The 19,764-nt window shown below is 38.8% G+C and carries 16 protein-coding genes; 14 read left to right on the forward strand and 2 right to left on the reverse strand.

Annotated features, from left to right (window positions below; genetic code table 11):
- Positions 1-25 precede the first annotated feature (25 nt).
- Together HUS24_RS00325 and HUS24_RS00330 are read left to right on the forward strand one after the other, a co-directional pair.
- The gene (locus HUS24_RS00325) at positions 26-871 is read left to right on the forward strand and encodes an SDR family NAD(P)-dependent oxidoreductase (RefSeq protein ID WP_173910098.1); all 846 of its coding nucleotides are present in this window, start codon (positions 26-28) and stop codon (positions 869-871) included.
- A gap of 22 nt (positions 872-893) precedes the next feature.
- The gene (locus HUS24_RS00330) at positions 894-2,636 is read left to right on the forward strand and encodes an NAD(P)/FAD-dependent oxidoreductase (protein WP_173910099.1); all 1,743 of its coding nucleotides are present in this window, start codon (positions 894-896) and stop codon (positions 2,634-2,636) included.
- Between the two features lie 30 nt (positions 2,637-2,666).
- On the opposite strand, the gene HUS24_RS00335 is transcribed toward HUS24_RS00330, so the two are convergent.
- The gene (locus HUS24_RS00335; RefSeq protein WP_173910100.1) at positions 2,667-3,332 is read right to left on the reverse strand and encodes a DUF2306 domain-containing protein; all 666 of its coding nucleotides are present in this window, start codon (positions 3,330-3,332) and stop codon (positions 2,667-2,669) included.
- 163 nt (positions 3,333-3,495) lie between these two features.
- Here HUS24_RS00335 and HUS24_RS00340 point away from each other — a divergent pair, with 163 nt between their 5' ends.
- Entirely contained in the window at positions 3,496-4,164 is a 669-nt protein-coding gene (locus HUS24_RS00340) for a YARHG domain-containing protein (RefSeq protein WP_173910101.1), read from the forward strand.
- Positions 4,165-4,213: 49 nt separating this feature from the next.
- On the forward strand, positions 4,214-4,855 hold the full coding sequence (locus tag HUS24_RS00345) for a hypothetical protein (RefSeq protein WP_173910102.1): 642 nt from the start codon (positions 4,214-4,216) through the stop codon (positions 4,853-4,855).
- 55 nt (positions 4,856-4,910) lie between these two features.
- On the opposite strand, the gene gltA is transcribed toward HUS24_RS00345, so the two are convergent.
- Positions 4,911-6,185: a citrate synthase gene (gene gltA / locus HUS24_RS00350; RefSeq protein ID WP_173910103.1), complete on the reverse strand. Its 1,275-nt coding sequence runs from the start codon at positions 6,183-6,185 to the stop codon at positions 4,911-4,913.
- 1,055 nt (positions 6,186-7,240) lie between these two features.
- Here gltA and sdhC point away from each other — a divergent pair.
- The 10 genes from sdhC to HUS24_RS00400 all read left to right on the forward strand — a co-directional run bounded on the left by sdhC (position 7,241) and on the right by HUS24_RS00400 (position 19,707).
- Positions 7,241-7,639 (forward strand): succinate dehydrogenase, cytochrome b556 subunit, encoded by a 399-nt coding sequence (sdhC, locus tag HUS24_RS00355; protein WP_148245831.1) that lies wholly within the window; start codon positions 7,241-7,243, stop codon positions 7,637-7,639.
- Positions 7,639-8,004, forward strand: coding sequence for a succinate dehydrogenase, hydrophobic membrane anchor protein (sdhD, locus tag HUS24_RS00360; RefSeq protein ID WP_004717289.1), 366 nt, complete (start codon positions 7,639-7,641; stop codon positions 8,002-8,004). Before sdhC ends, sdhD begins: the two co-directional genes overlap by 1 nt.
- A gap of 12 nt (positions 8,005-8,016) precedes the next feature.
- Positions 8,017-9,915, forward strand: coding sequence for an FAD-dependent oxidoreductase (locus tag HUS24_RS00365; RefSeq protein WP_173910104.1), 1,899 nt, complete (start codon positions 8,017-8,019; stop codon positions 9,913-9,915).
- Between the two features lie 14 nt (positions 9,916-9,929).
- Positions 9,930-10,640, forward strand: a complete 711-nt coding sequence (locus HUS24_RS00370) for a succinate dehydrogenase iron-sulfur subunit (RefSeq protein WP_004829428.1) — start codon at positions 9,930-9,932, stop codon at positions 10,638-10,640.
- 596 nt (positions 10,641-11,236) lie between these two features.
- The gene (locus HUS24_RS00375) at positions 11,237-14,074 is read left to right on the forward strand and encodes a 2-oxoglutarate dehydrogenase E1 component (RefSeq protein ID WP_173911355.1); all 2,838 of its coding nucleotides are present in this window, start codon (positions 11,237-11,239) and stop codon (positions 14,072-14,074) included.
- Positions 14,074-15,288: a 2-oxoglutarate dehydrogenase complex dihydrolipoyllysine-residue succinyltransferase gene (gene odhB / locus HUS24_RS00380; protein ID WP_173910105.1), complete on the forward strand. Its 1,215-nt coding sequence runs from the start codon at positions 14,074-14,076 to the stop codon at positions 15,286-15,288. Before HUS24_RS00375 ends, odhB begins: the two co-directional genes overlap by 1 nt.
- A gap of 60 nt (positions 15,289-15,348) precedes the next feature.
- Positions 15,349-16,782 (forward strand): dihydrolipoyl dehydrogenase, encoded by a 1,434-nt coding sequence (gene lpdA, locus HUS24_RS00385; protein WP_173910106.1) that lies wholly within the window; start codon positions 15,349-15,351, stop codon positions 16,780-16,782.
- Positions 16,783-16,949: 167 nt separating this feature from the next.
- Positions 16,950-18,116 (forward strand): ADP-forming succinate--CoA ligase subunit beta, encoded by a 1,167-nt coding sequence (gene sucC / locus HUS24_RS00390; protein WP_171530077.1) that lies wholly within the window; start codon positions 16,950-16,952, stop codon positions 18,114-18,116.
- Between the two features lie 12 nt (positions 18,117-18,128).
- Positions 18,129-19,019 (forward strand): succinate--CoA ligase subunit alpha, encoded by an 891-nt coding sequence (gene sucD, locus HUS24_RS00395; protein ID WP_173910107.1) that lies wholly within the window; start codon positions 18,129-18,131, stop codon positions 19,017-19,019.
- A 160-nt stretch (positions 19,020-19,179) separates the two neighbouring features.
- Positions 19,180-19,707, forward strand: a complete 528-nt coding sequence (locus tag HUS24_RS00400; protein ID WP_173910108.1) for a hypothetical protein — start codon at positions 19,180-19,182, stop codon at positions 19,705-19,707.
- Positions 19,708-19,764: the final 57 nt, after the last annotated feature.

Below are 19,764 nucleotides of genomic sequence, written 5' to 3' on the forward strand. Positions count from 1 at the left end.
TTTAAAAATTAATTGGATGAATTAAATGGGATTTTTTTCAAAAAAAAGAAAGCCTACACAAAATGCATATGCTGTTGTAACAGGTGCAGGAAGTGGAATTGGACGCAGCTTTGCAATGGAACTTGCAAAGCGCGGTGGTACAGTCGTTTGTGCGGATATTAATTTAGCAGCAGCAGAAGAAACTGTAAGTTTGATCGAAACTCAAACTTCAGGTAAAGCTTTTGCTGTGCAATGTGATGTGACCGATAAAGCACAAGTTAAATCACTGTCTGAACAAGCGGAACAGCTCATGGGGCATGCGGTTACTTTAGTGATCAATAATGCTGGTGTGGGCTTGGGTGGTAAATTTGACGAAGTATCTCTCGAAGATTGGCAATGGTGTGTCAACATCAATCTTTGGGGCGTAATTTATGGCTGTCATTACTTTGTACCGAAGTTTAAACAACAAGGTTATGGCGCAATTATTAATGTTGCATCTGCTGCGGGCTATACTGCCGCACCTGAGATGACTGCATATAATGTGACCAAATCAAGTGTGTTAGCACTCTCAGAAACATTATCCGCTGAACTACGTAAAGACAAAATCAGCGTCAATGTACTGTGCCCAACTTTAGTACCAACCAATATTATGAAGAATGGTCGTTTACCAAAACAGTATGCAGGCGTTGCCGATGATTTGTTAATGAATCATGCCTTTACGACCAGTGAAAAAGTAGCCATTAAAACTTTGGATAATTTAGATGCAGGTAAGCTTTATACCATTCCTCAACCAGATGCAAAATTATTCTGGTTGATGAAACGTGCATCTCCAAGCTTATATACCAAAATGCTTGGTATCGGCTATCCAGTTTTTAATCGATATTTTAAGTAATCTGAAATTTGAGTAGAACAACATGACAACAGAAACAACATTAGATACTTTGCCTGAAGATAAAAGCACTGCAAAAAAAACCTCAACAACAACTGTTGAAGATGTAAAACAAGTCACTCAGCCTGAAACGGCAGCAACAGAAAAAGCACAAGCAAAACCTGTGGCAAAAACAGCAACCAAAGCTGAAGTGAAAGTTGAAAATAAGCCTGAAGCGAAAGTTGAAGAAAAAACTGCTGAAAAAGCTCAAGTTGCTGAAGAAAAAACAGCAAAAACGACTGAGCAAAAAGCAACAACATCAAAAAAAGCTGAACCAGTGCGTGTATTTGATACAATCGTTGTAGGTGCTGGGATTTCGGGTATTGCTGCGGCATATAAAATGAATCAAGCAGGTTATCACGACTATATCGTGCTTGAAAAAGCAGATCGAGTGGGCGGTACTTGGCGTGATAACAATTACCCAGGTTGTGGTTGTGATGTGCCATCAGCATTGTATTCATTCTCTTTCTCACCAAGTCACAAATGGAGTCATTTGTTTGCAAGACAGCCTGAAATTCTAAGCTACTTAGAAGAAGTTGTTGAAAAACATGACTTAGGTGGGAAAATTGAACTTGGCATTGAGCTGTTAAGTGCAAAATGGGACGAAACCAAACACGTTTGGAATTTAGAAACATCTAAAGGTAAATTCCAGTCAAAAACTGTGATCTTTACTACAGGCCCGATCACTGAGCCATCTATGCCAAAAGTCAAAGGCATTGAAAGCTTTAAAGGTAAAATGTTCCACTCTGCACGTTGGGATCATGACTATGATCTAAAAGGTAAGCGTATTGCAGTGATTGGTACGGGTGCATCAGCAATTCAGTTTATTCCACAAGTACAGCCTTTAGCGAAAGAATTATTTGTATTCCAACGTACGGCACCTTGGGTATTGCCAAAAGCAGACCGTGAGTTGGGGGATACTGCAAAAGGTATCGTGAGTCGCTTCCCTGTGATTCAAGAAACATGGCGTAATAGTGTTGCACAAATTCTAAATGGAATTAACTTTGGATTGCGTAATCCGAAAGTTTTAAAACCAGTGAATTTTTTAAGTAAACAATTGCTTAAACTACAAGTCAAAGATGATGAGTTACGTGAGATTTTGACGCCTAACTTTGACATTGGTTGTAAACGTTTATTGTTTGCTAACAACTACTATCCTGCATTACAACAGGACAATGTTAATGTCATTCCTCATGGTTTGGTTGAGATTGATGGAAATACTGTAATCGGTGCAAATGGTGAACGTCATGAAGTTGATGTCATCATTTGGGGAACAGGTTTTGAAGTTTCTCATCCACCAATTGGTCAGCGCGTGACTAACTCAGAAGGTGTTTTACTGTCTGATTTGTGGAAAGATAGCTCACCAGAAGCATATTTAGGTACAAGTATTGAGAAAGTTCCAAATGCGTTCTTAGTATTAGGGCCAAATATCTTGGTCTATGATTCTTTCATTGGTATTGCAGAAGCTCAGTTAGACTATATTATCAGCGGTCTATTGAAAATGCGTGATCAGAAGTTTACACGTATTGAAATTAAGAAAAATGTGGTGCGTTACCATAACCTGAAAGTTCAAAAGAACTTAAAAACAACAGTATTTAATGCGGGTGGTTGTAAGTCATATTATCTAGATGAAAATGGTCGTAACTTTGCTGCATGGCCGTGGTCATTGCAAGAGTTGAAGAATCAATTAAAAGAATTGAATCTTAAACACTACGACATCGCATCTTAATTGATCATGTTGCTGAAGCCCTAACACAGTTTAGGGCTTTTTATTTTGATGTAATTTTAAAATAATAACTTCGGCAATGATAAGGTTGATTACCCAGCCTAACCAAGCTTCGAGTTGATAAATATGTACAGGCGTTAACCAGTCAAAGTAAGGTTGTAAATTATATAAAATTATTTTCCATGTTCTTAAGCTTAGTGCAGATAGTGCAAGTGCAAAACTACGAATCATCCAGTCATGATGTGCTAACCAATCTTTTTTTATGATTTTATACAATGCAATAAAAGTGCTAACTCCCCATAAAATACTTAAAAGGATAAAGCATAATTTGGTTTGCCAACCGCCTGCTGCTGAAAAAGCCATGATAAAACCGCTCGGCAACGCAAAAATGAAAACACTGATGATATAAAGCCAGCCACTATAACGATGGATTTTTGGGAATTTTTGTCGAATTTGACTGAAAAATTGTGTGAAACCTGCGATTAAAAGCAAACTACTGACAAGCACATGAACCTGAAAAGCAAAACGCCAAGGCTGTGTGGTTACAACATCTTGTTTGAGTGCTAAAAAATTATTGTCATCTTGCCAAGGAAAATACGCTAGACAAATTTTCAACATGAGGACGCATAAGTAAAAATAGATACCTAGGATTAAAATTAGCAGTATTTTATTGGTATTTTTATTTTTGATTGTATGCATATTCACCATTTTTTTAATTCAAGCATTGTTTGCTGATTGGGTGTATTTGGTTTTTAGACAGATAACTATCATGATAAATCTTTACGTTTTAATGGATTTAAAAAATTAAAATTTGAACTACACTAATTTATAAAATCATATCGCTTAGGCTTAAGGAATAACAATGAAAAAAACATATTTTGCTTTATTGGGTTTAAATGTATTACTGATCCAATCCAGCTTTGCTTTTGATTTACAACAATTAAAAACTTCATGGACAGGTGTTTATGATGGTCAAAAAATAGGGGTATTTATCCAATCTATTGATCGTAATCAAGTCAAAGGATATAGCATTCTAGGTAAGAATAAGCAGGATTTTTCAGGAAAAGTTCAATCCACATCGCAAGGTTATAAAATCACTGCGGTTGAAAGTGGAGCAAAAACCAGTAGTGGTACTTTTGTATTTCAAGTGAGTCAGAATCAACCTCGATTGTTACAGTCAAGTTGGGAGTCTGCATCGGGTAAAATCAAACCAAAATATTTTGATCTCAAACCACAACAATGTCGTTATGCAAAAAATGAAGGTTTGTTTGCTGAGGCCTCTAATCGATTGTTAAAGGATGATGATTTACAACTTCCACCAGACGAGCTTGATTATATGCGTAATAGTATTTATGCCCGTCATGGCTATTCATTTGCCAATAAAGAAATTGCAAGCTTATTTAGTAATGCGGACTGGTATATGCCGTGTAGCACCAATGTGGAAAAGCAATTAACTCAAATAGAAAAAACCAATATTCAAAGGATTAAAAAAGTTCGCCCATATATGGAAAAGATGGAGTGGGGACGTTAAAAGCATAGTGATAAAATTTCATTAATTTTAAACATAGAAGATGATGCTTATGATTAAAAAAACTTTTGTTCTGTCCGTTGTTGTATTTGCAGCATCTAGCAGTTTTGCAGCAGCGCCAACAGCCAAAGAAATTATAGGATCTTTAACCAATTTAAATGCGTCAAGTGCTTATCCTAAAAATGCAATACATATTAATGAAACCCAAGCGATTAAATTAAAATCGGGTGAGGTTGCATATTTATCGGGTGTGGAGTTTAAAAATGCGGCACGTAACTTTTGGGGTGGTTATATTTTGACACGTCCAAAGTTAAAGCAATCTCAGATATTGGATTATGGTGGACAAGCCAACAGCTTTAAAATCTATGAGGTACAAGTGAATACCAAGCCCACTCAATTGATTCAGCTAAGTTCAGCTGGTTCAGGACAAGGTTCAGTTTCTAGTCAAGATGAGTTGGTGTATTTTGATGGTTGGAAAGCTTATGTTGTTGCAACTGCTGAGTCTTCAAGTGATCCAGGACGCTATAGTGAGCAACTAGGTGAGGAAGATTGTAAAACAGGGCATGAGATTGAAAGTGCTTTAAAGGTTGTGCCGCAAGCAAACTATATTATAAGAACCACTAAAACTGCCAATGCATGTAAGGGTGCAAAAGTAACTATAAAAGAAGATAAATTACCGTTTAAAATTCGATAAGTAAGCAATAAAAAACCACCTAAAAGGTGGTTTTTTTATTAAAACATAAAACGAATTAACGTTTGATGTCACGTTGTACTTCGCCAGTATAAAGCTGACGAGGACGACCGATTTTGTAAGGTGCGCTGTGCATTTCTAACCAGTGGCTGATCCAACCTACAGTACGTGCAAGAGCAAAGATCACAGTAAACATTTCTGTTGGGATACCGATCGCTTTAAGGATGATACCTGAGTAGAAGTCTACGTTTGGATATAAGTTACGTTTGATGAAGTATTCATCAGAAAGTGCGATACGCTCAAGTTCCATTGCAAGTGCAAGTTGTGGATCGTTGATACCAAGTGCGCTAAGTACTTCGTCACATGTTTCTTTCATTACTTTCGCACGTGGGTCGAAGTTTTTGTAAACTCGGTGACCGAAGCCCATAAGTTTAACTTCTTTAGTCTTCACTTTTTCCATGAAGTCAGCAACGTTTTCTACAGAGCCGATTTCATCAAGCATCTTAAGAACAGCTTCATTCGCACCACCATGCGCAGGGCCCCAAAGTGCAGAGATACCCGCAGCGATACATGCGTAAGGGTTTGCACCAGTAGAACCAGCTAAACGTACAGTAGATGTAGACGCATTTTGTTCATGGTCAGCATGAAGCGTGAAAATACGATCCATTGCTTTTGCAAGGATAGGATTTACTTTATAGTCTTTGTCCGCAGGTGTAGCAAACATCATGTACAAGAAGTTTTCAGCGTAACTTAAGTCGTTACGTGGATACATGAATGGTTGACCTACAGTGTATTTGTAGCTCCACGCAGCCAAAGTAGGTACTTTAGCAATCAAACGAATCGCTGTGATTTCACGGTGGTTAACATCTTCAATATCAAGATTGTTATGATAGAAAGCAGAAAGTGCACCCACAACACCAACCATGATAGCCATAGGATGTGCATCACGACGGAAACCATTGAAGAAACGGCTTACTTGGTCATGAACCATTGTATGGCTCAGAACTTTTGCTTCAAATTCAGCTTTTTGTTCAGCAGTTGGAAGCTCGCCATTTAATAGCAAATAACAAGTTTCTAAGTAGTCTGCTTGAGTCGCTAATTGATCAATTGGGTAGCCACGGTGTAAAAGTACACCTTTGTTACCATCGATAAATGTAATTTTAGACTCGCAAGCAGCAGTAGCCATAAAACCAGGATCAAAAGTAAAGTGACCTGCGGCCAATACATCTTTAACGTCGATTACATCTGGGCCCAATGTACCACTGTAAATTGGTAATTCAATTTCTTTGCCATCAAGTTGTAAAACGGCTTTTTTGCCAGTTGCTGCAGACATTCAATTGATCTCCTGTCCTGGTGAATGTTTTATCTAACTTGCGCTTGTTTATTAATTACCAAACAAGTTAGACCGATCAAAATTGCTATTAGCTTAGTGAGTACTGAAATTTTGTCAATTATACTTATGGATAAAAAGTGACGTTAGCACAGTAGCTTAGTCATACAATCTCATTCAAAGACTTTTAAATAAACTTACAGTATCGGCTCAGTATAATAAGGCAAATTCTAGATTTGGTGCATAAAAATAATTATTTCTGCTAGACAAAAACATACTTTAAAGCGCAGATTTGTTGAATTTTTAAATAATCAGATAAATCTTGGAAAAATTTAAAATTATCTAATTCCCATAACTTACAAATAGAAAAAAATGTGGATGATTGAAAAATAATCATAAAAATAGCTGAAATAAATTTTTTCATTTTAGTTGTTAATTGAGCAAAAAATAGTTTAAAAAAACTTTTAAATGATTAAAAAATAAACTTTAGTGTAAATAATAACCTAAGATTTGATTTTAAAATGAGCAAATATTTGAGCTTGAATATTTTGATACTATTTATTTACAAACTAAGTGCTTATTTCTACTCATAAACTGTGAAGTCAAATTACATATAGCTTATAGAGGGTATTTATTATGGAAATAGTCATTAAAATTTCATCTCTTCATGCCAATATAGATGAACATAATAACTAGACCAATTTGATCGGATTTTTTAATAAAAAATAGTTTAAATAGATGTTGTGCTTTAGTCTAAATTTTAAATGGCTTAAATCCTGTGATAGATGAGCATGTGGTTATAAATTTAATTATTAAAAAATAACAAGATAAGTACTTTTAAAAGTTTTATTAATAGAAAAATACCATTATTTTTTTTGTAAATGATTCTTATTTATAGATGTTTTCCTAAAAAAGCCAAACGGCATCGTTTGTATTTTGACAGTTCACGATTTATAATTCGGTGTCGTTTATAAGTTTAGGCAATTTGCTTGCCTAACAATGCCAGCTTTCCTTCGAATTAATTCCAACAAACTCCGGATGGAGTTTTTACTTACAGGATGCCCGCTGTGAAAAGCAACAGACCTGTCAATTTGTCCATGGGTCAAGTTTTAGACGTAAACTTAAAATCCCCTGTGGCTATTGCATCAATTTTACACCGTCTTTCAGGTGTCATCGTATTTTTACTCGTACCGGTACTTTTGTGGCTTTTAGACAAATCATTGTCTTCGCCTGAAGGTTTTGCTCAAGTTCAAGCAATCTTTGGCGGCTTCGTTGTACGTTTCATCGTATGGGTGTTTGTAGCAGGCTTATTATTCCATTTCATTATGGGTATTAAGCACTTACTTGCTGACCTTGGTTTTGCTGAAGAACTTCAAAGTGGTCGTGTTGCAGCTACAATTGCATTAATTTTGGCTGCGATTTCAATCATCGCATCATTTGTATGGATTGTTCTCTAATGAAAAGTGCTACAGGTTTAACGGGTTCAGGTTCTCGTGATTGGTATATCCAACGTGTGAGCGCTGTTGTTCTTGCTGTTTATACTGTTGTCGTATTAGGTTGGATTCTGTGCAATGGCGGATTTAACTACGAGCAATGGTTTGGCTTTATGATGACACTTCCAATGAAGATTTTGTCTTTATTGGCAGTCTTATCTCTTGTTGCGCATGCTTGGATTGGTATGTGGCAAGTATTCACTGACTATGTGACTACTCGTCAAATGGGTCCTTCAGCTTCAGGTTTACGCATCGTATTAACGTCAGCAGTGATTATTGCTGTTATTGCGTATGCGATCTGGGCAATCCAGATTTTTTGGGCGAATTGATAGGAAGATGTCATGGGCGCTTTAACCCCTAAAGAAGATTATTCAAATATTCCAAGCCAGTTCTTCGATGCAGTCATCGTTGGTGGTGGTGGTTCTGGTATGCGTGCTTCATATCAACTTGCTCAAGCAGGTTTGAAAGTAGCAGTATTAACCAAAGTTTTCCCAACACGTTCTCATACAGTTGCGGCGCAAGGTGGTATTGGTGCATCTCTTGGTAATATGCAAGACGATAACTGGCACTATCATTTTTATGACACTGTAAAAGGTTCTGACTGGTTAGGTGACCAGGATGCAATCGAGTTTATGTGTCGTGAAGCACCTAAAGTTGTTTATGAGCTTGAACACTTAGGTATGCCATTTGACCGTAACGCAGATGGTACAATTTACCAACGTCCATTTGGTGGTCACTCTGCAAACTATGGTGAAAAACCAGTTCCACGTGCATGTGCTGCTGCTGACCGTACAGGTCATGCTTTATTACATACGCTTTATCAAAGCAACGTGAAAATGGGTACTCAATTCTTTGTTGAATGGATTGCATTAGATTTAATCCGTAACGAAGAAGGTGATGTGCTGGGTGTGACTGCGATTGACCAAGAAACAGGTAAAATTGCAGTATTTCAAGCGAAAGCAACATTATTTGCTACAGGTGGTGCAGGTCGTGTTTACCGTGCCTCTACCAATGCTTATATCAACACTGGTGATGGTCTTGGTATGGCTGCACGTGCAGGTATTCCATTACAAGATATGGAATTCTGGCAATTCCACCCAACAGGTGTTGCAGGCGCAGGCGTATTGTTGACTGAAGGTTGTCGTGGTGAAGGTGCGATCCTTCGTAATAAAGACGGCGAACCATTCATGGAACGTTATGCACCGACTTTAAAAGACTTGGCACCTCGTGACTTCGTATCACGTTCTATGGACCAAGAAATTAAAGAAGGTCGTGGTTGTGGTCCTAAAGGGGATTATATCCTACTTGATATGACGCACTTGGGTGCTGATACGATCATGAAGCGTTTACCATCTGTATTTGAGATTGGTAAAAAATTCGCAAACGTAGATATTACCAAAGAGCCGATTCCTGTTGTGCCAACAATCCATTATCAAATGGGTGGTATTCCAACAAACATTCATGGTCAGGTTGTTATTCCTGAATATTCTAAAAATGAAGCTGGTTTCCATGCAGGTTATGACAGCGCAACTAAAGAATATGCTACCAACGGTACAATGGATTACACTGTACCTGTAAAAGGTTTTTATGCGATTGGTGAGTGTTCTTGCGTATCTGTACATGGTGCAAACCGTTTAGGTACGAACTCATTACTTGACTTGGTTGTATTCGGTAAAGCGGCTGGTGAACATATCATTGATTATGTGACTAAACATCACGGTGATGATTATCAACCACTTCCAAATAATGTGCTTGAAAATACATTAAAACGTATTCGTCATTTAGATGACTCGACTTCTGGTGAAAATGCACAAGAAGTTGCAGATGCGATCCGTGATATTGTTCAAGATCACGCAGGTGTATTCCGTACGCAAGCATTGCTTGATGAAGGGGTAAAACAAATCCTTGCGATTGAGCCACGTGTACGCAATATTCATCTAAAAGACAAATCGAAAGTATTTAATACAGCACGTATTGAAGCGCTTGAAGTTGAAAACTTATATGAAGTGGCAAAAGCAACCTTGATTTCTGCTGCTGCACGTAAAGAGTGTCGTGGTGCGCATACGGTTGTAGACTACGAGTTACCACCTGATCACCCGACTTATTCATATGGTCGTCGTGATGATGAGTGGATGAAACATACTTTATGGTATTCAAGTGATAACCATCTTGAGTACAAACCAGTACGTTACAGCCCATTGTCTGTAGAAGCAATTGAACCTAAACCACGTACATTCTAATCGGGAGAAATAAGATGAGTAGAGGTACTCGTACGTTCGAAATCTACCGCTATGATCCTGATAAGGATAAAGCACCGTACATGCAAACTTTTAAACTTGAGTTGACTGATAAGCACCGTATGTTGCTTGATGCGCTGCTCGCTTTAAAAGTGCAAGATGAATCATTAACATTCCGCCGTTCTTGCCGTGAAGGTATTTGTGGTTCGGATGGTGTGAACATCAATGGTAAAAATGGTCTAGCATGTTTATGGAACTTAAACGATTTGCCAGAAAAAATCGTAATTCGTCCATTACCAGGTTTGCCAGTGGTTAAAGATTTAGTTGTGGATATGAATCAGTTCTACGATCAGTATGACAAAATTCAACCCTTCCTAATTAATAATCAACCTGCACCACCTAAAGAGCGTTTACAGTCTCCAGAAGAGCGTGAACACTTAAATGGTTTGTATGAGTGTATTCTTTGTGCATGCTGTTCAACATCATGCCCATCATTCTGGTGGAACCCTGATAAATTCTTAGGGCCTTCAGCATTGTTGAATGCATATCGTTTCATTATTGACTCGCGTGATACAGCGACTCAAGACCGTTTATCACGTCTTGATGACCCGTTCTCATTGTTCCGTTGTAAAGGGATTATGAACTGTGTGTCAGTATGTCCTAAAGGTTTGAACCCAACAAAAGCAATCGGTCATATCCGTAGCATGTTGCTCGACCAAGCAGGTTAATGCCCTAAAAATCAAAGAGCGCACCTTAAATTTAAGGTGCGCTCTTTTTTTATATACTTTTTGTATAGCTTGTATGTGCGTGAAATAGTATTTTTCTATAATGGGTTGAATTTTTATATAAACAACTCCATATAGTATTCGATTATAATAGTTATGTATTTAGCTATTTTATAGATGGTATGTGTCAAAAAAATCAATTGAAGCTTAAGTTCATGTTAGGATTTAACAAATTACTGTAAGCAGAAAAAATGCAGTACTTATGTACATTTTTTAACATAAGTGAGCTGTGCTTAAGTTTATAACTTAAGTGAGTTGCTTGCGAAATGAGCCGCTTTAGAAAAAACAAATCAAAACTTTGTTTTTTCTAAGTCGATTTGCAAAAAAATTGCTCAGCTGCGGTTGAGTATAGATGAGTGGTGATGCCATTGAGGGCGTTATGATTCATTGTCTGCATTAGTAAAATTCTAATGCCGTATAACGCCCTTTGGTTTTTGGGATCTAGGGGTGAGTGCCAATTTACCAGTTTGGCATGATCAATCTTGGGTATGCTTAAAAAGCATCCTCTAATGTTTTTGCAATAGGAAATGGGTCCACAAATGCAAGAAGTTGCTGACGCACTGCGTCTTGACACTGAACTTTCCGCTGATAGTGCAGCGTATATTGAAGAGCTTTACGAGCAGTACCTGTCTTCTCCAACCTCAGTCGGTGAGGATTGGCAACAATATTTCGATAAATTCCCTAAAGGTGATCAGCCCCACGGCAACATTCGTGAGCAATTCTTATTATTAGGTCGCAACTCAAGTCGTGTTCAACCTGTTGTACAAAGTGAAGTCAGCACTGAACATGAACGCCGTCAAATTGGTGTGTTGCAACTGATTGCTGCGTATCGTAACCGTGGACATCAAAAAGCAAAACTTGATCCTTTAGGTTTGGCTAAACGTGAAGACGTGCCAGATTTGGATCTCGCAGCGCATGGTTTAACCAAGTCAGATTTAGATACTGTATTTAACTCAGGTAATCTTGCGATTGGTAAACCTGAAGCAACTTTAGGTGAAATGGTTGAAGCAATGGAGGCAACGTATTGTGCTTCTATTGGTGCAGAATATATGCACATTGTTGATACCAAGGAAAAACGTTGGATTCAACAACGTTTAGAAGGTGCACGTGGTCAATTCGGTTTCTCTGCTGAGCAAAAGAAACATGTACTTGAGCGTTTAACTGCTGCTGAAGGTCTTGAAAAATACCTCGGTAATAAATACGTGGGTGCGAAACGTTTTGGTGTGGAAGGTGGTGAGTCTTTCATTCCAATGGTCAACGAATTGATTCAACGTGCAGGTTCTGTAGGTTGTAAAGAAGTCGTGATCGGCATGCCACACCGTGGTCGTTTAAACTTACTCGTGAACATTATGGGTAAAAACCCGGCTGATTTGTTCGGTGAGTTTGAAGGTAAGGCACTCAATAAAAAAGGTTCTGGTGACGTTAAATACCACCAAGGCTTCTCATCAAACGTGATGACACCAGGTGGCGAAGTTCACTTGGCATTGGCGTTTAACCCATCGCATTTAGAAATCGTTGGCCCTGTGGTTGAAGGTTCTGTACGTGCCCGTCAAGTCCGTCGTAAAGACATTGGTGGTGATGACGTATTACCAATCATTGTGCATGGTGATGCAGCATTTGCAGGTCAAGGTGTTAACCAAGAAACCTTCCAAATGTCACAAACGCGTGGTTATACCGTAGGTGGTACAGTTCATATTGTTGTCAATAATCAAGTTGGTTTTACAACTTCTGACCCACGTGATGCACGTTCTACAGAATACTGTACTGATATTGCCAAAATGATCCAAGCACCGATCTTCCATGTGAATGGTGATGATCCAGAAGCTGTATTATTTATTTCACAATTAGCACATGATTTCCGTCACACTTTCCGTAAAGATGTTGTGATTGATATGTTCTGTTACCGTCGTCGTGGTCATAACGAAGCGGATGAACCAGCTGCAACTCAACCAATGATGTATCAAGTGATCAACAAAAAAGCGACAACCCGTACGTTGTATGCTGATCAATTGGTACAAGAAAAAGTATTGGATCGTGCTGATGCAGATGCTTTGGTTGAAAAATATCGTGAAGACCTTGAAGCAGGTCGCCATGTCGCAAATGCACTTGTACTTGAACCAAACAAAAAAATGTTTGTGGATTGGACACCGTATTTAGGTCATGACTATACGGATGTTTGGGATACAACTTTCCCAATCGAACGCTTAAAAGAGCTTGGTCGTAAAATGCGTGAGTTGCCTGAAGGCTTCGTAATGCAACGTCAAGTATCGAAAGTGATTGATGACCGTTTGAAAATGCAAACAGGTGAAATGCCATTAAACTGGGGTGCTGCTGAAGTTTTAGCTTATGCGTCGCTTTTAGATGATGGCTATCTGGTTCGTTTAACGGGTGAAGACGTAGGTCGTGGTACATTCTCACATCGTCATGCAAAACTTCATAACCAAGCGGATGGTTCGGTTTATATTCCACTTTGTCACATCAAAGAAAACCAACCACGTACTGCAATTTATGACTCATTGCTGTCAGAAATGGCAGTACTTGCGTTTGAATATGGTTATGCAACTACATTGCCACACAGTTTGATTATTTGGGAAGCGCAATTTGGTGATTTCGCAAACTGTGCACAAGTTGTAATTGACCAATTCATTTCTTCTGGTGAAACCAAATGGGAGCGTGTTTGTGGTTTAACACTTCTTCTTCCACATGGTTTTGAAGGACAAGGTCCAGAACATTCATCTGCACGTTTAGAGCGTTTCTTACAGCTTTGCGCAGAAGACAACATGCAAGTGATTACACCAACAACACCTGCACAAATCTTCCATGCGATGCGTCGTCAAGCTATTCGCCCAATCCGTAAACCAATGATCGTAATGTCACCGAAGTCATTGCTTCGTCATAAACTTGCAACCTCTACTTTAGATGAGCTTGCAACTGGTACATTCCAAACTGTGATTGATGAAGTTGATCAAATCAACAAAGCAGACGTAACACGACTCGTACTTTGTGGTGGTAAAGTGTATTACGACTTACTTGAAAAACGTCGTGAACAAAACTTGAATATCGCAATTGTACGTGTTGAACAATTGTATCCATTCCCAGAGCAACGCATTGCTGAAGTTCTTGCGACTTATCCAAACATTCAAGAGCTTGTTTGGTGTCAAGAAGAGCCGAAGAACCAAGGCGCATGGTTGTTTATCGCACCACGTTTATACGAAGGTGTGATGAAATCTGGTAAACAAATTCGTATTAGCTACGCAGGACGTGAAGCTTCAGCTGCACCTGCATGTGGCTCACCTTACTTGCATGCAAAACAACAAGCTCAGCTTGTCAATGACGCTTTAGCGATCGTGGCTGAACAATCAGGAGAATCTAAATAATGGCAACCGAAATTAAAGCACCGGTGTTCCCAGAGTCAGTTGCTGACGGAACAATTGCAACTTGGCACAAACAACCAGGTGAAGCTGTATCACGTGATGAAGTGATCTGTGATATTGAAACGGATAAAGTTGTTTTAGAAGTTGTTGCTCCTGCTGATGGTTCTATTTCTGCAATCATCAAAAATGAAGGTGATACAGTTCTTTCTGCTGAAGTGATTGCAACATTTGAAGAAGGTGCAGTTTCTGGCGCAGCTCCAACGCAAGCTGTAAGCGATGGTAATGTTGAACAAGCAGCAGCTCAAACTGAAGCGGGCGCAGCTCCTGTGGTTGAGCGTGCTCAACCTGTTGCTGATCAAGCACCAGCTGTACGTAAAGCATTGTCTGAAACAGGTATTGCTGCATCTGACGTAGAAGGCACTGGTCGTGGTGGTCGTATCACGAAAGAAGATGTTGCAAACTATCAAGCGAAACCAGCTGCAGCAGCGGCAACACCTTTAAGTGTTGCGGTAGGTGAGCGTATCGAAAAACGTGTTCCAATGACACGTCTTCGTAAACGTGTTGCTGAACGTCTTCTTGCTGCAACGCAACAAACAGCAATGTTAACTACATTTAACGAAGTTAACATGAAGCCAATCATGGACATGCGTGCACAATATAAAGACGCATTTGAAAAACGCCACGGTGCGCGTTTAGGCTTTATGTCTTTCTTTGTGAAAGCATGTACAGAAGCACTTAAACGTTTCCCAGCTGTAAACGCATCAATTGATGGTGATGATATCGTTTATCATGGTTTCTATGACATCGGTGTCGCAGTATCTTCTGATCGTGGTCTGGTTGTACCTGTTCTTCGTGATACAGATCGTATGAACTATGCTGAAGTTGAAAATGGTATTCGTGCATTTGCTGGTAAAGCACGTGACGGTAAGCTTGCAATTGAAGATATGACTGGTGGTACTTTCACGATTACTAACGGTGGTACTTTTGGTTCATTACTTTCAACTCCAATTTTAAACCAACCACAAACTGCAATCTTGGGTATGCACAAAATCCAAGATCGTCCTATGGCAGTAAATGGTCAAGTTGAAATTTTACCAATGATGTACTTGGCACTTTCTTATGACCACCGTTTAATCGATGGTAAAGAAGCTGTAGGTTTCTTGGTGACTGTAAAAGAATTGTTAGAAGAACCAGCTAAACTAATTCTTGATCTTTAATTCTTTAGAATAACAACACGGGCTTAGGGTGATCCTCTAGGCTCGTTTTTGGAGATAAACATGTCTCAATTTGATTTAGTGGTAATCGGCGGTGGACCAGGTGGTTATGAAGCAGCAATTCGTGCAGCTCAGCTTGGTTTCAAAGTTGCGTGTATCGAAAAACGTGTACACAAAGGTAAGCCATCTTTAGGTGGTACTTGCTTAAACGTAGGTTGTATCCCTTCTAAAGCACTTTTAGATTCTTCACATCATTATGAAGATACGCTTCATGGTTTAGATGTGCATGGTATTTCTGTAGAAAATGTACAGCTTGACCTTGCTAAATTGCTTGCACGTAAAGACAAAGTTGTAGACAACTTGACTGGCGGTGTTGCGCAATTATTAAAAGGTAATGGTATCGAGTGGTTACAAGGTACTGGTAAATTACTTGCTGGTAAAAAAGTTGAATTCACACCATTAGATGGTAGTGAAGTTCAAGTTTTAGAACCTAAATATGTGATCCTTGCAACAGGTTCTGTTCCTGTAAATATTCCAGTGGCAAAAGTAGATGAAGACTTAATTGTTGATTCTACTGGTGCGTTAGAATTTCAAGAAGTTCCTAAGCGTTTAGGTGTGATCGGTGCAGGTGTGATCGGTCTTGAACTTGGTTCAGTTTGGCGTCGTTTAGGTGCTGAAGTTGTGGTGTTTGAAGCATTAGACAGCTTCTTGCCAATGGCTGATAAAGCACTTTCTAAAGAATATCAAAAAATCTTAACCAAACAAGGTTTAGATATTCGTATTGGCGCAAAAGTTTCTGGTACTGAAATCAACAACGGTCAAGTTACTGTTCAATACAATCAAGCTGGCGAAGATAAAACTGAAGCATTCGATAAATTAATCGTTTGTGTAGGTCGTAAAGCTTATGCAGAAGGTTTATTGGCTGATGATTCAGGTATCAAACTGACTGAACGTGGTTTAGTTGAAGTAAATGATCAATGCTTAACATCTGTTGAAGGTGTGTATGCGATTGGTGACTTGGTACGTGGTCCAATGCTTGCGCACAAAGCAATGGAAGAAGGCGTAATGGCAGTTGAACGTATTCACGGTCATGCTGCACAAGTGAACTATGACACGATTATCAGTGTAATTTACACACATCCAGAAGCGGCGTGGGTAGGTTTAACTGAAGAACAAGCAAAAGAGAAAGGTCACGAAGTTAAAACTGGTCAATTCCCATTTGCGGTGAATGGTCGTGCTTTAGCTGCAAACGAATCTCAAGGTTTTGTGAAGTTTGTTGCGGATGCAAAAACGGATCGTTTATTGGGTATGCATGTCATTGGCCCTGGTGCATCAGACATCGTACATCAAGGTATGATTGCACTAGAGTTTGTATCTTCTGTTGAAGATTTACAATTAATGACATTTGCTCATCCGACCTATTCGGAAGTTGTGCATGAAGCGGCATTAGCCGTTGACGGTCGTGCGATTCACGCGATTCAACGTAAACGTAAATAATCTAAAGAGAGCGGTTTCGACCGCTCTTTTTTTATCATGATGGTTGTTTTTATTTGAATAATCATCTAAAAATAAAAGAACAAACTTAAATAAATGTCAGTGTTTAATGCGATGGAAGTTTAAATACTGATTGTTATAACAACGTGAAAAGTAGTAAAAGGTAAAAAATGAATCTACATGAGTATCAAGCAAAAACGCTGTTAAAAAAATATGGTATGCCTGTTCAAGAAGGCATTTTGATTACTTCACCAGAAGAAGCAGCCGCAGCATTTGAGCAGATTGACGGTAAGTTTGCCGTGATGAAAGCGCAAGTGCATGCAGGTGGTCGTGGTAAAGCAGGTGGTGTCAAAGTTGTAAAATCTGCTGAAGAAGCGGCTGAATATGCAAAAAATCTACTTGGTACAAATCTCGTCACTTATCAAACTGATGCAAATGGTCAGCCTGTAAATAGCATTTTGGTTTGTGAAGACGTATATCCAGTAGAGCGTGAATTGTATCTTGGTGCGGTTGTAGACCGTTCTTCACGTCGTGTAACTTTCATGGCATCTACAGAAGGTGGTGTCGAAATTGAAAAAGTTGCAGAAGAAACACCTGAAAAAATCTTTAAAGTGGAAGTTGATCCTTTAGTAGGATTATTACCGTTCCAAGCACGTGATGTTGCGTTCAAATTGGGCTTAAAAGACAAACAAGTTAGCCAATTTGTCACTATCATGACAGGTGCATATAAAGCATTTATTGAAAATGACTTTGCATTATTTGAAATTAACCCACTTTCAGTGCGTGAAAATGGTGAAATTTTATGTGTCGATGCCAAAGTGGGTATTGATTCAAATGCGCTATATCGTTTACCTGAAATTGCAGCAATGCGTGATAAATCTCAGGAAAATGAGCGTGAGCTAAAAGCATCTGAGTTTGATCTCAACTATGTTGCACTCGAAGGTAATATTGGTTGTATGGTGAATGGTGCTGGTCTTGCAATGGCGACCATGGACATCATTAAACTTTATGGTGGACAGCCAGCAAACTTCTTAGACGTAGGTGGTGGTGCGACTAAAGACCGTGTGATCGAAGCGTTTAAAATTATTTTATCTGACAGTTCAGTACAAGCTGTTTTGATTAACATTTTTGGTGGGATCGTACGTTGTGACATGATTGCTGAAGCAATTATTGCAGCGGTTCAAGAAGTAAATGTAACAGTTCCAGTTGTGGTTCGCTTAGAAGGCAACAATGCGGAACTAGGTGCAAAATTACTTGATGAATCTGGTTTGAAATTGATTTCTGCGACTGGGCTTGCTGATGCCGCAGAAAAAGTTGTTGCTGCAGTGAAAGCGTAAGGAGTATCAATCATGAGCGTATTAGTAAATAAAGACACCAAAGTATTGGTACAGGGTTTCACAGGTAAAAACGGTACATTCCATTCAGAGCAAGCTTTGGCCTATGGCACAAAAGTTGTCGGTGGAGTAACACCGGGTAAAGGTGGTACGACACATTTAAATTTACCTGTATTTAACACCATGCGTGAAGCAGTACAAGAAACAGGTGCAACAGCAACCTCGATCTATGTACCAGCGCCATTTGTATTGGATTCGATTGTTGAAGCGATTGATTCTGGTATTGAATTAATTGTTGTGATTACTGAGGGTGTACCAACTTTGGACATGCTCAAAGCAAAACGCTATTTAGAAACCAATGGTAATGGTGCACGTATTATTGGTCCAAACTGTCCAGGAATTATTACACCGGGTGAATGTAAAATTGGGATTATGCCAGGGCATATTCATCAACCAGGTAAAATTGGTGTAATTTCTCGGTCAGGTACATTGACTTATGAAGCAGTTGCACAAACAACCAAGCTTGGTCTAGGTCAGTCTACATGTATCGGTATTGGCGGTGACCCAATTCCGGGTATGAACCAAATTGACTGCTTAAAACTTTTCCAAGAAGATCCACAAACTGAAGCAATCATCATGATTGGTGAGATTGGCGGTACTGCGGAAGAAGAGGCTGCTGAATATATCCAATCTCATGTGACGAAACCTGTTGTAGGTTATATCGCAGGTGTAACAGCGCCAAAAGGTAAGCGTATGGGGCATGCAGGTGCAATCATTTCTGGTGGTAAAGGTACTGCGGAAGAAAAATTTGCAGCATTTGAAAAAGCAGGCATGGCATATACACGTAGCCCTGCTGAGCTCGGTTCAACCATGATGCAATTGTTAAAAGACAAAGGCTTAGTTTAATCCAAAAATAATTTGGATATTTTAAAATAAACCGCAGAGAAGAGAGGGCTTAATGCTCTCTCTTTTTATAGAAAAGTCATTAAAAAATACATCTAGATTTTTAAAGAATGTTATAGTTTGAAAAGAATAACAAACCAGTTTTATTGGTTATGGATGAATCATGTATCTTAAAGCATTCTGTAGTATTTTATTGATGTGTATAGGACATGATGCATATGCGGATATTACTCTAACCACTTCAAATACACGGCTCGAAAATAATTTTTCAGTTAAACCCAAACCATCTTATAAATATGATTTCTTTAAACATCTAAAACAAAACCAAGAGCAAATTACAGATACAGAAACTTCGATCGAAATCGCCAACGCAGATTTAAACCAAGAACAAAAGAAACTGGCGGAAGAGCATGAGCAAGAACTTAAAAATTATTCAGTTTTAAGTAATCAGTTTTATGAAGACGAACGTTTCAAAGTTTTTAATTATACCGCATTTACTACCGATGATTTTAAAAACCGCGTTAGTGCAGGGCAGTCTATTCAACAAGAAGTACAAGGTTTAAATATTTCTGTGGGGTATGGAATGGAATTTAAGATCAATAAAACCAATACACTTGGTTATGAATACTTATCAAGCTTTCCTTATGATCGTGGACAGATGGTGCGTTTATACTGGGTTAAAGCATTGTAGTAATTTATTTTTTTAATAGCTTTAATAAAAAGTCTGCTTAGAGCGTAACTTCTTATT

The sequence above is a fragment of the Acinetobacter sp. Marseille-Q1618 genome (assembly GCF_902809855.1).
In the GTDB taxonomy this organism is placed as follows: domain Bacteria; phylum Pseudomonadota; class Gammaproteobacteria; order Pseudomonadales; family Moraxellaceae; genus Acinetobacter.

Coding starts and splice junctions, on each gene's coding strand:
- HUS24_RS00365 (WP_173910104.1), top strand. CDS start 8,017: ATGGGCGCTTTAACCCCTAAAGAAGATTATTCAAATATTCCAAGCCAG.
- sdhC (WP_148245831.1), top strand. CDS start 7,241: ATGCCCGCTGTGAAAAGCAACAGACCTGTCAATTTGTCCATGGGTCAA.
- HUS24_RS00335 (WP_173910100.1), bottom strand. CDS start 3,332: ATGCATACAATCAAAAATAAAAATACCAATAAAATACTGCTAATTTTA.
- sucD (WP_173910107.1), top strand. CDS start 18,129: ATGAGCGTATTAGTAAATAAAGACACCAAAGTATTGGTACAGGGTTTC.
- HUS24_RS00325 (WP_173910098.1), top strand. CDS start 26: ATGGGATTTTTTTCAAAAAAAAGAAAGCCTACACAAAATGCATATGCT.
- HUS24_RS00400 (WP_173910108.1), top strand. CDS start 19,180: ATGTATCTTAAAGCATTCTGTAGTATTTTATTGATGTGTATAGGACAT.
- HUS24_RS00370 (WP_004829428.1), top strand. CDS start 9,930: ATGAGTAGAGGTACTCGTACGTTCGAAATCTACCGCTATGATCCTGAT.
- sdhD (WP_004717289.1), top strand. CDS start 7,639: ATGAAAAGTGCTACAGGTTTAACGGGTTCAGGTTCTCGTGATTGGTAT.
- HUS24_RS00340 (WP_173910101.1), top strand. CDS start 3,496: ATGAAAAAAACATATTTTGCTTTATTGGGTTTAAATGTATTACTGATC.
- lpdA (WP_173910106.1), top strand. CDS start 15,349: ATGTCTCAATTTGATTTAGTGGTAATCGGCGGTGGACCAGGTGGTTAT.
- gltA (WP_173910103.1), bottom strand. CDS start 6,185: ATGTCTGCAGCAACTGGCAAAAAAGCCGTTTTACAACTTGATGGCAAA.
- HUS24_RS00330 (WP_173910099.1), top strand. CDS start 894: ATGACAACAGAAACAACATTAGATACTTTGCCTGAAGATAAAAGCACT.
- HUS24_RS00345 (WP_173910102.1), top strand. CDS start 4,214: ATGATTAAAAAAACTTTTGTTCTGTCCGTTGTTGTATTTGCAGCATCT.
- odhB (WP_173910105.1), top strand. CDS start 14,074: ATGGCAACCGAAATTAAAGCACCGGTGTTCCCAGAGTCAGTTGCTGAC.
- HUS24_RS00375 (WP_173911355.1), top strand. CDS start 11,237: ATGCAAGAAGTTGCTGACGCACTGCGTCTTGACACTGAACTTTCCGCT.
- sucC (WP_171530077.1), top strand. CDS start 16,950: ATGAATCTACATGAGTATCAAGCAAAAACGCTGTTAAAAAAATATGGT.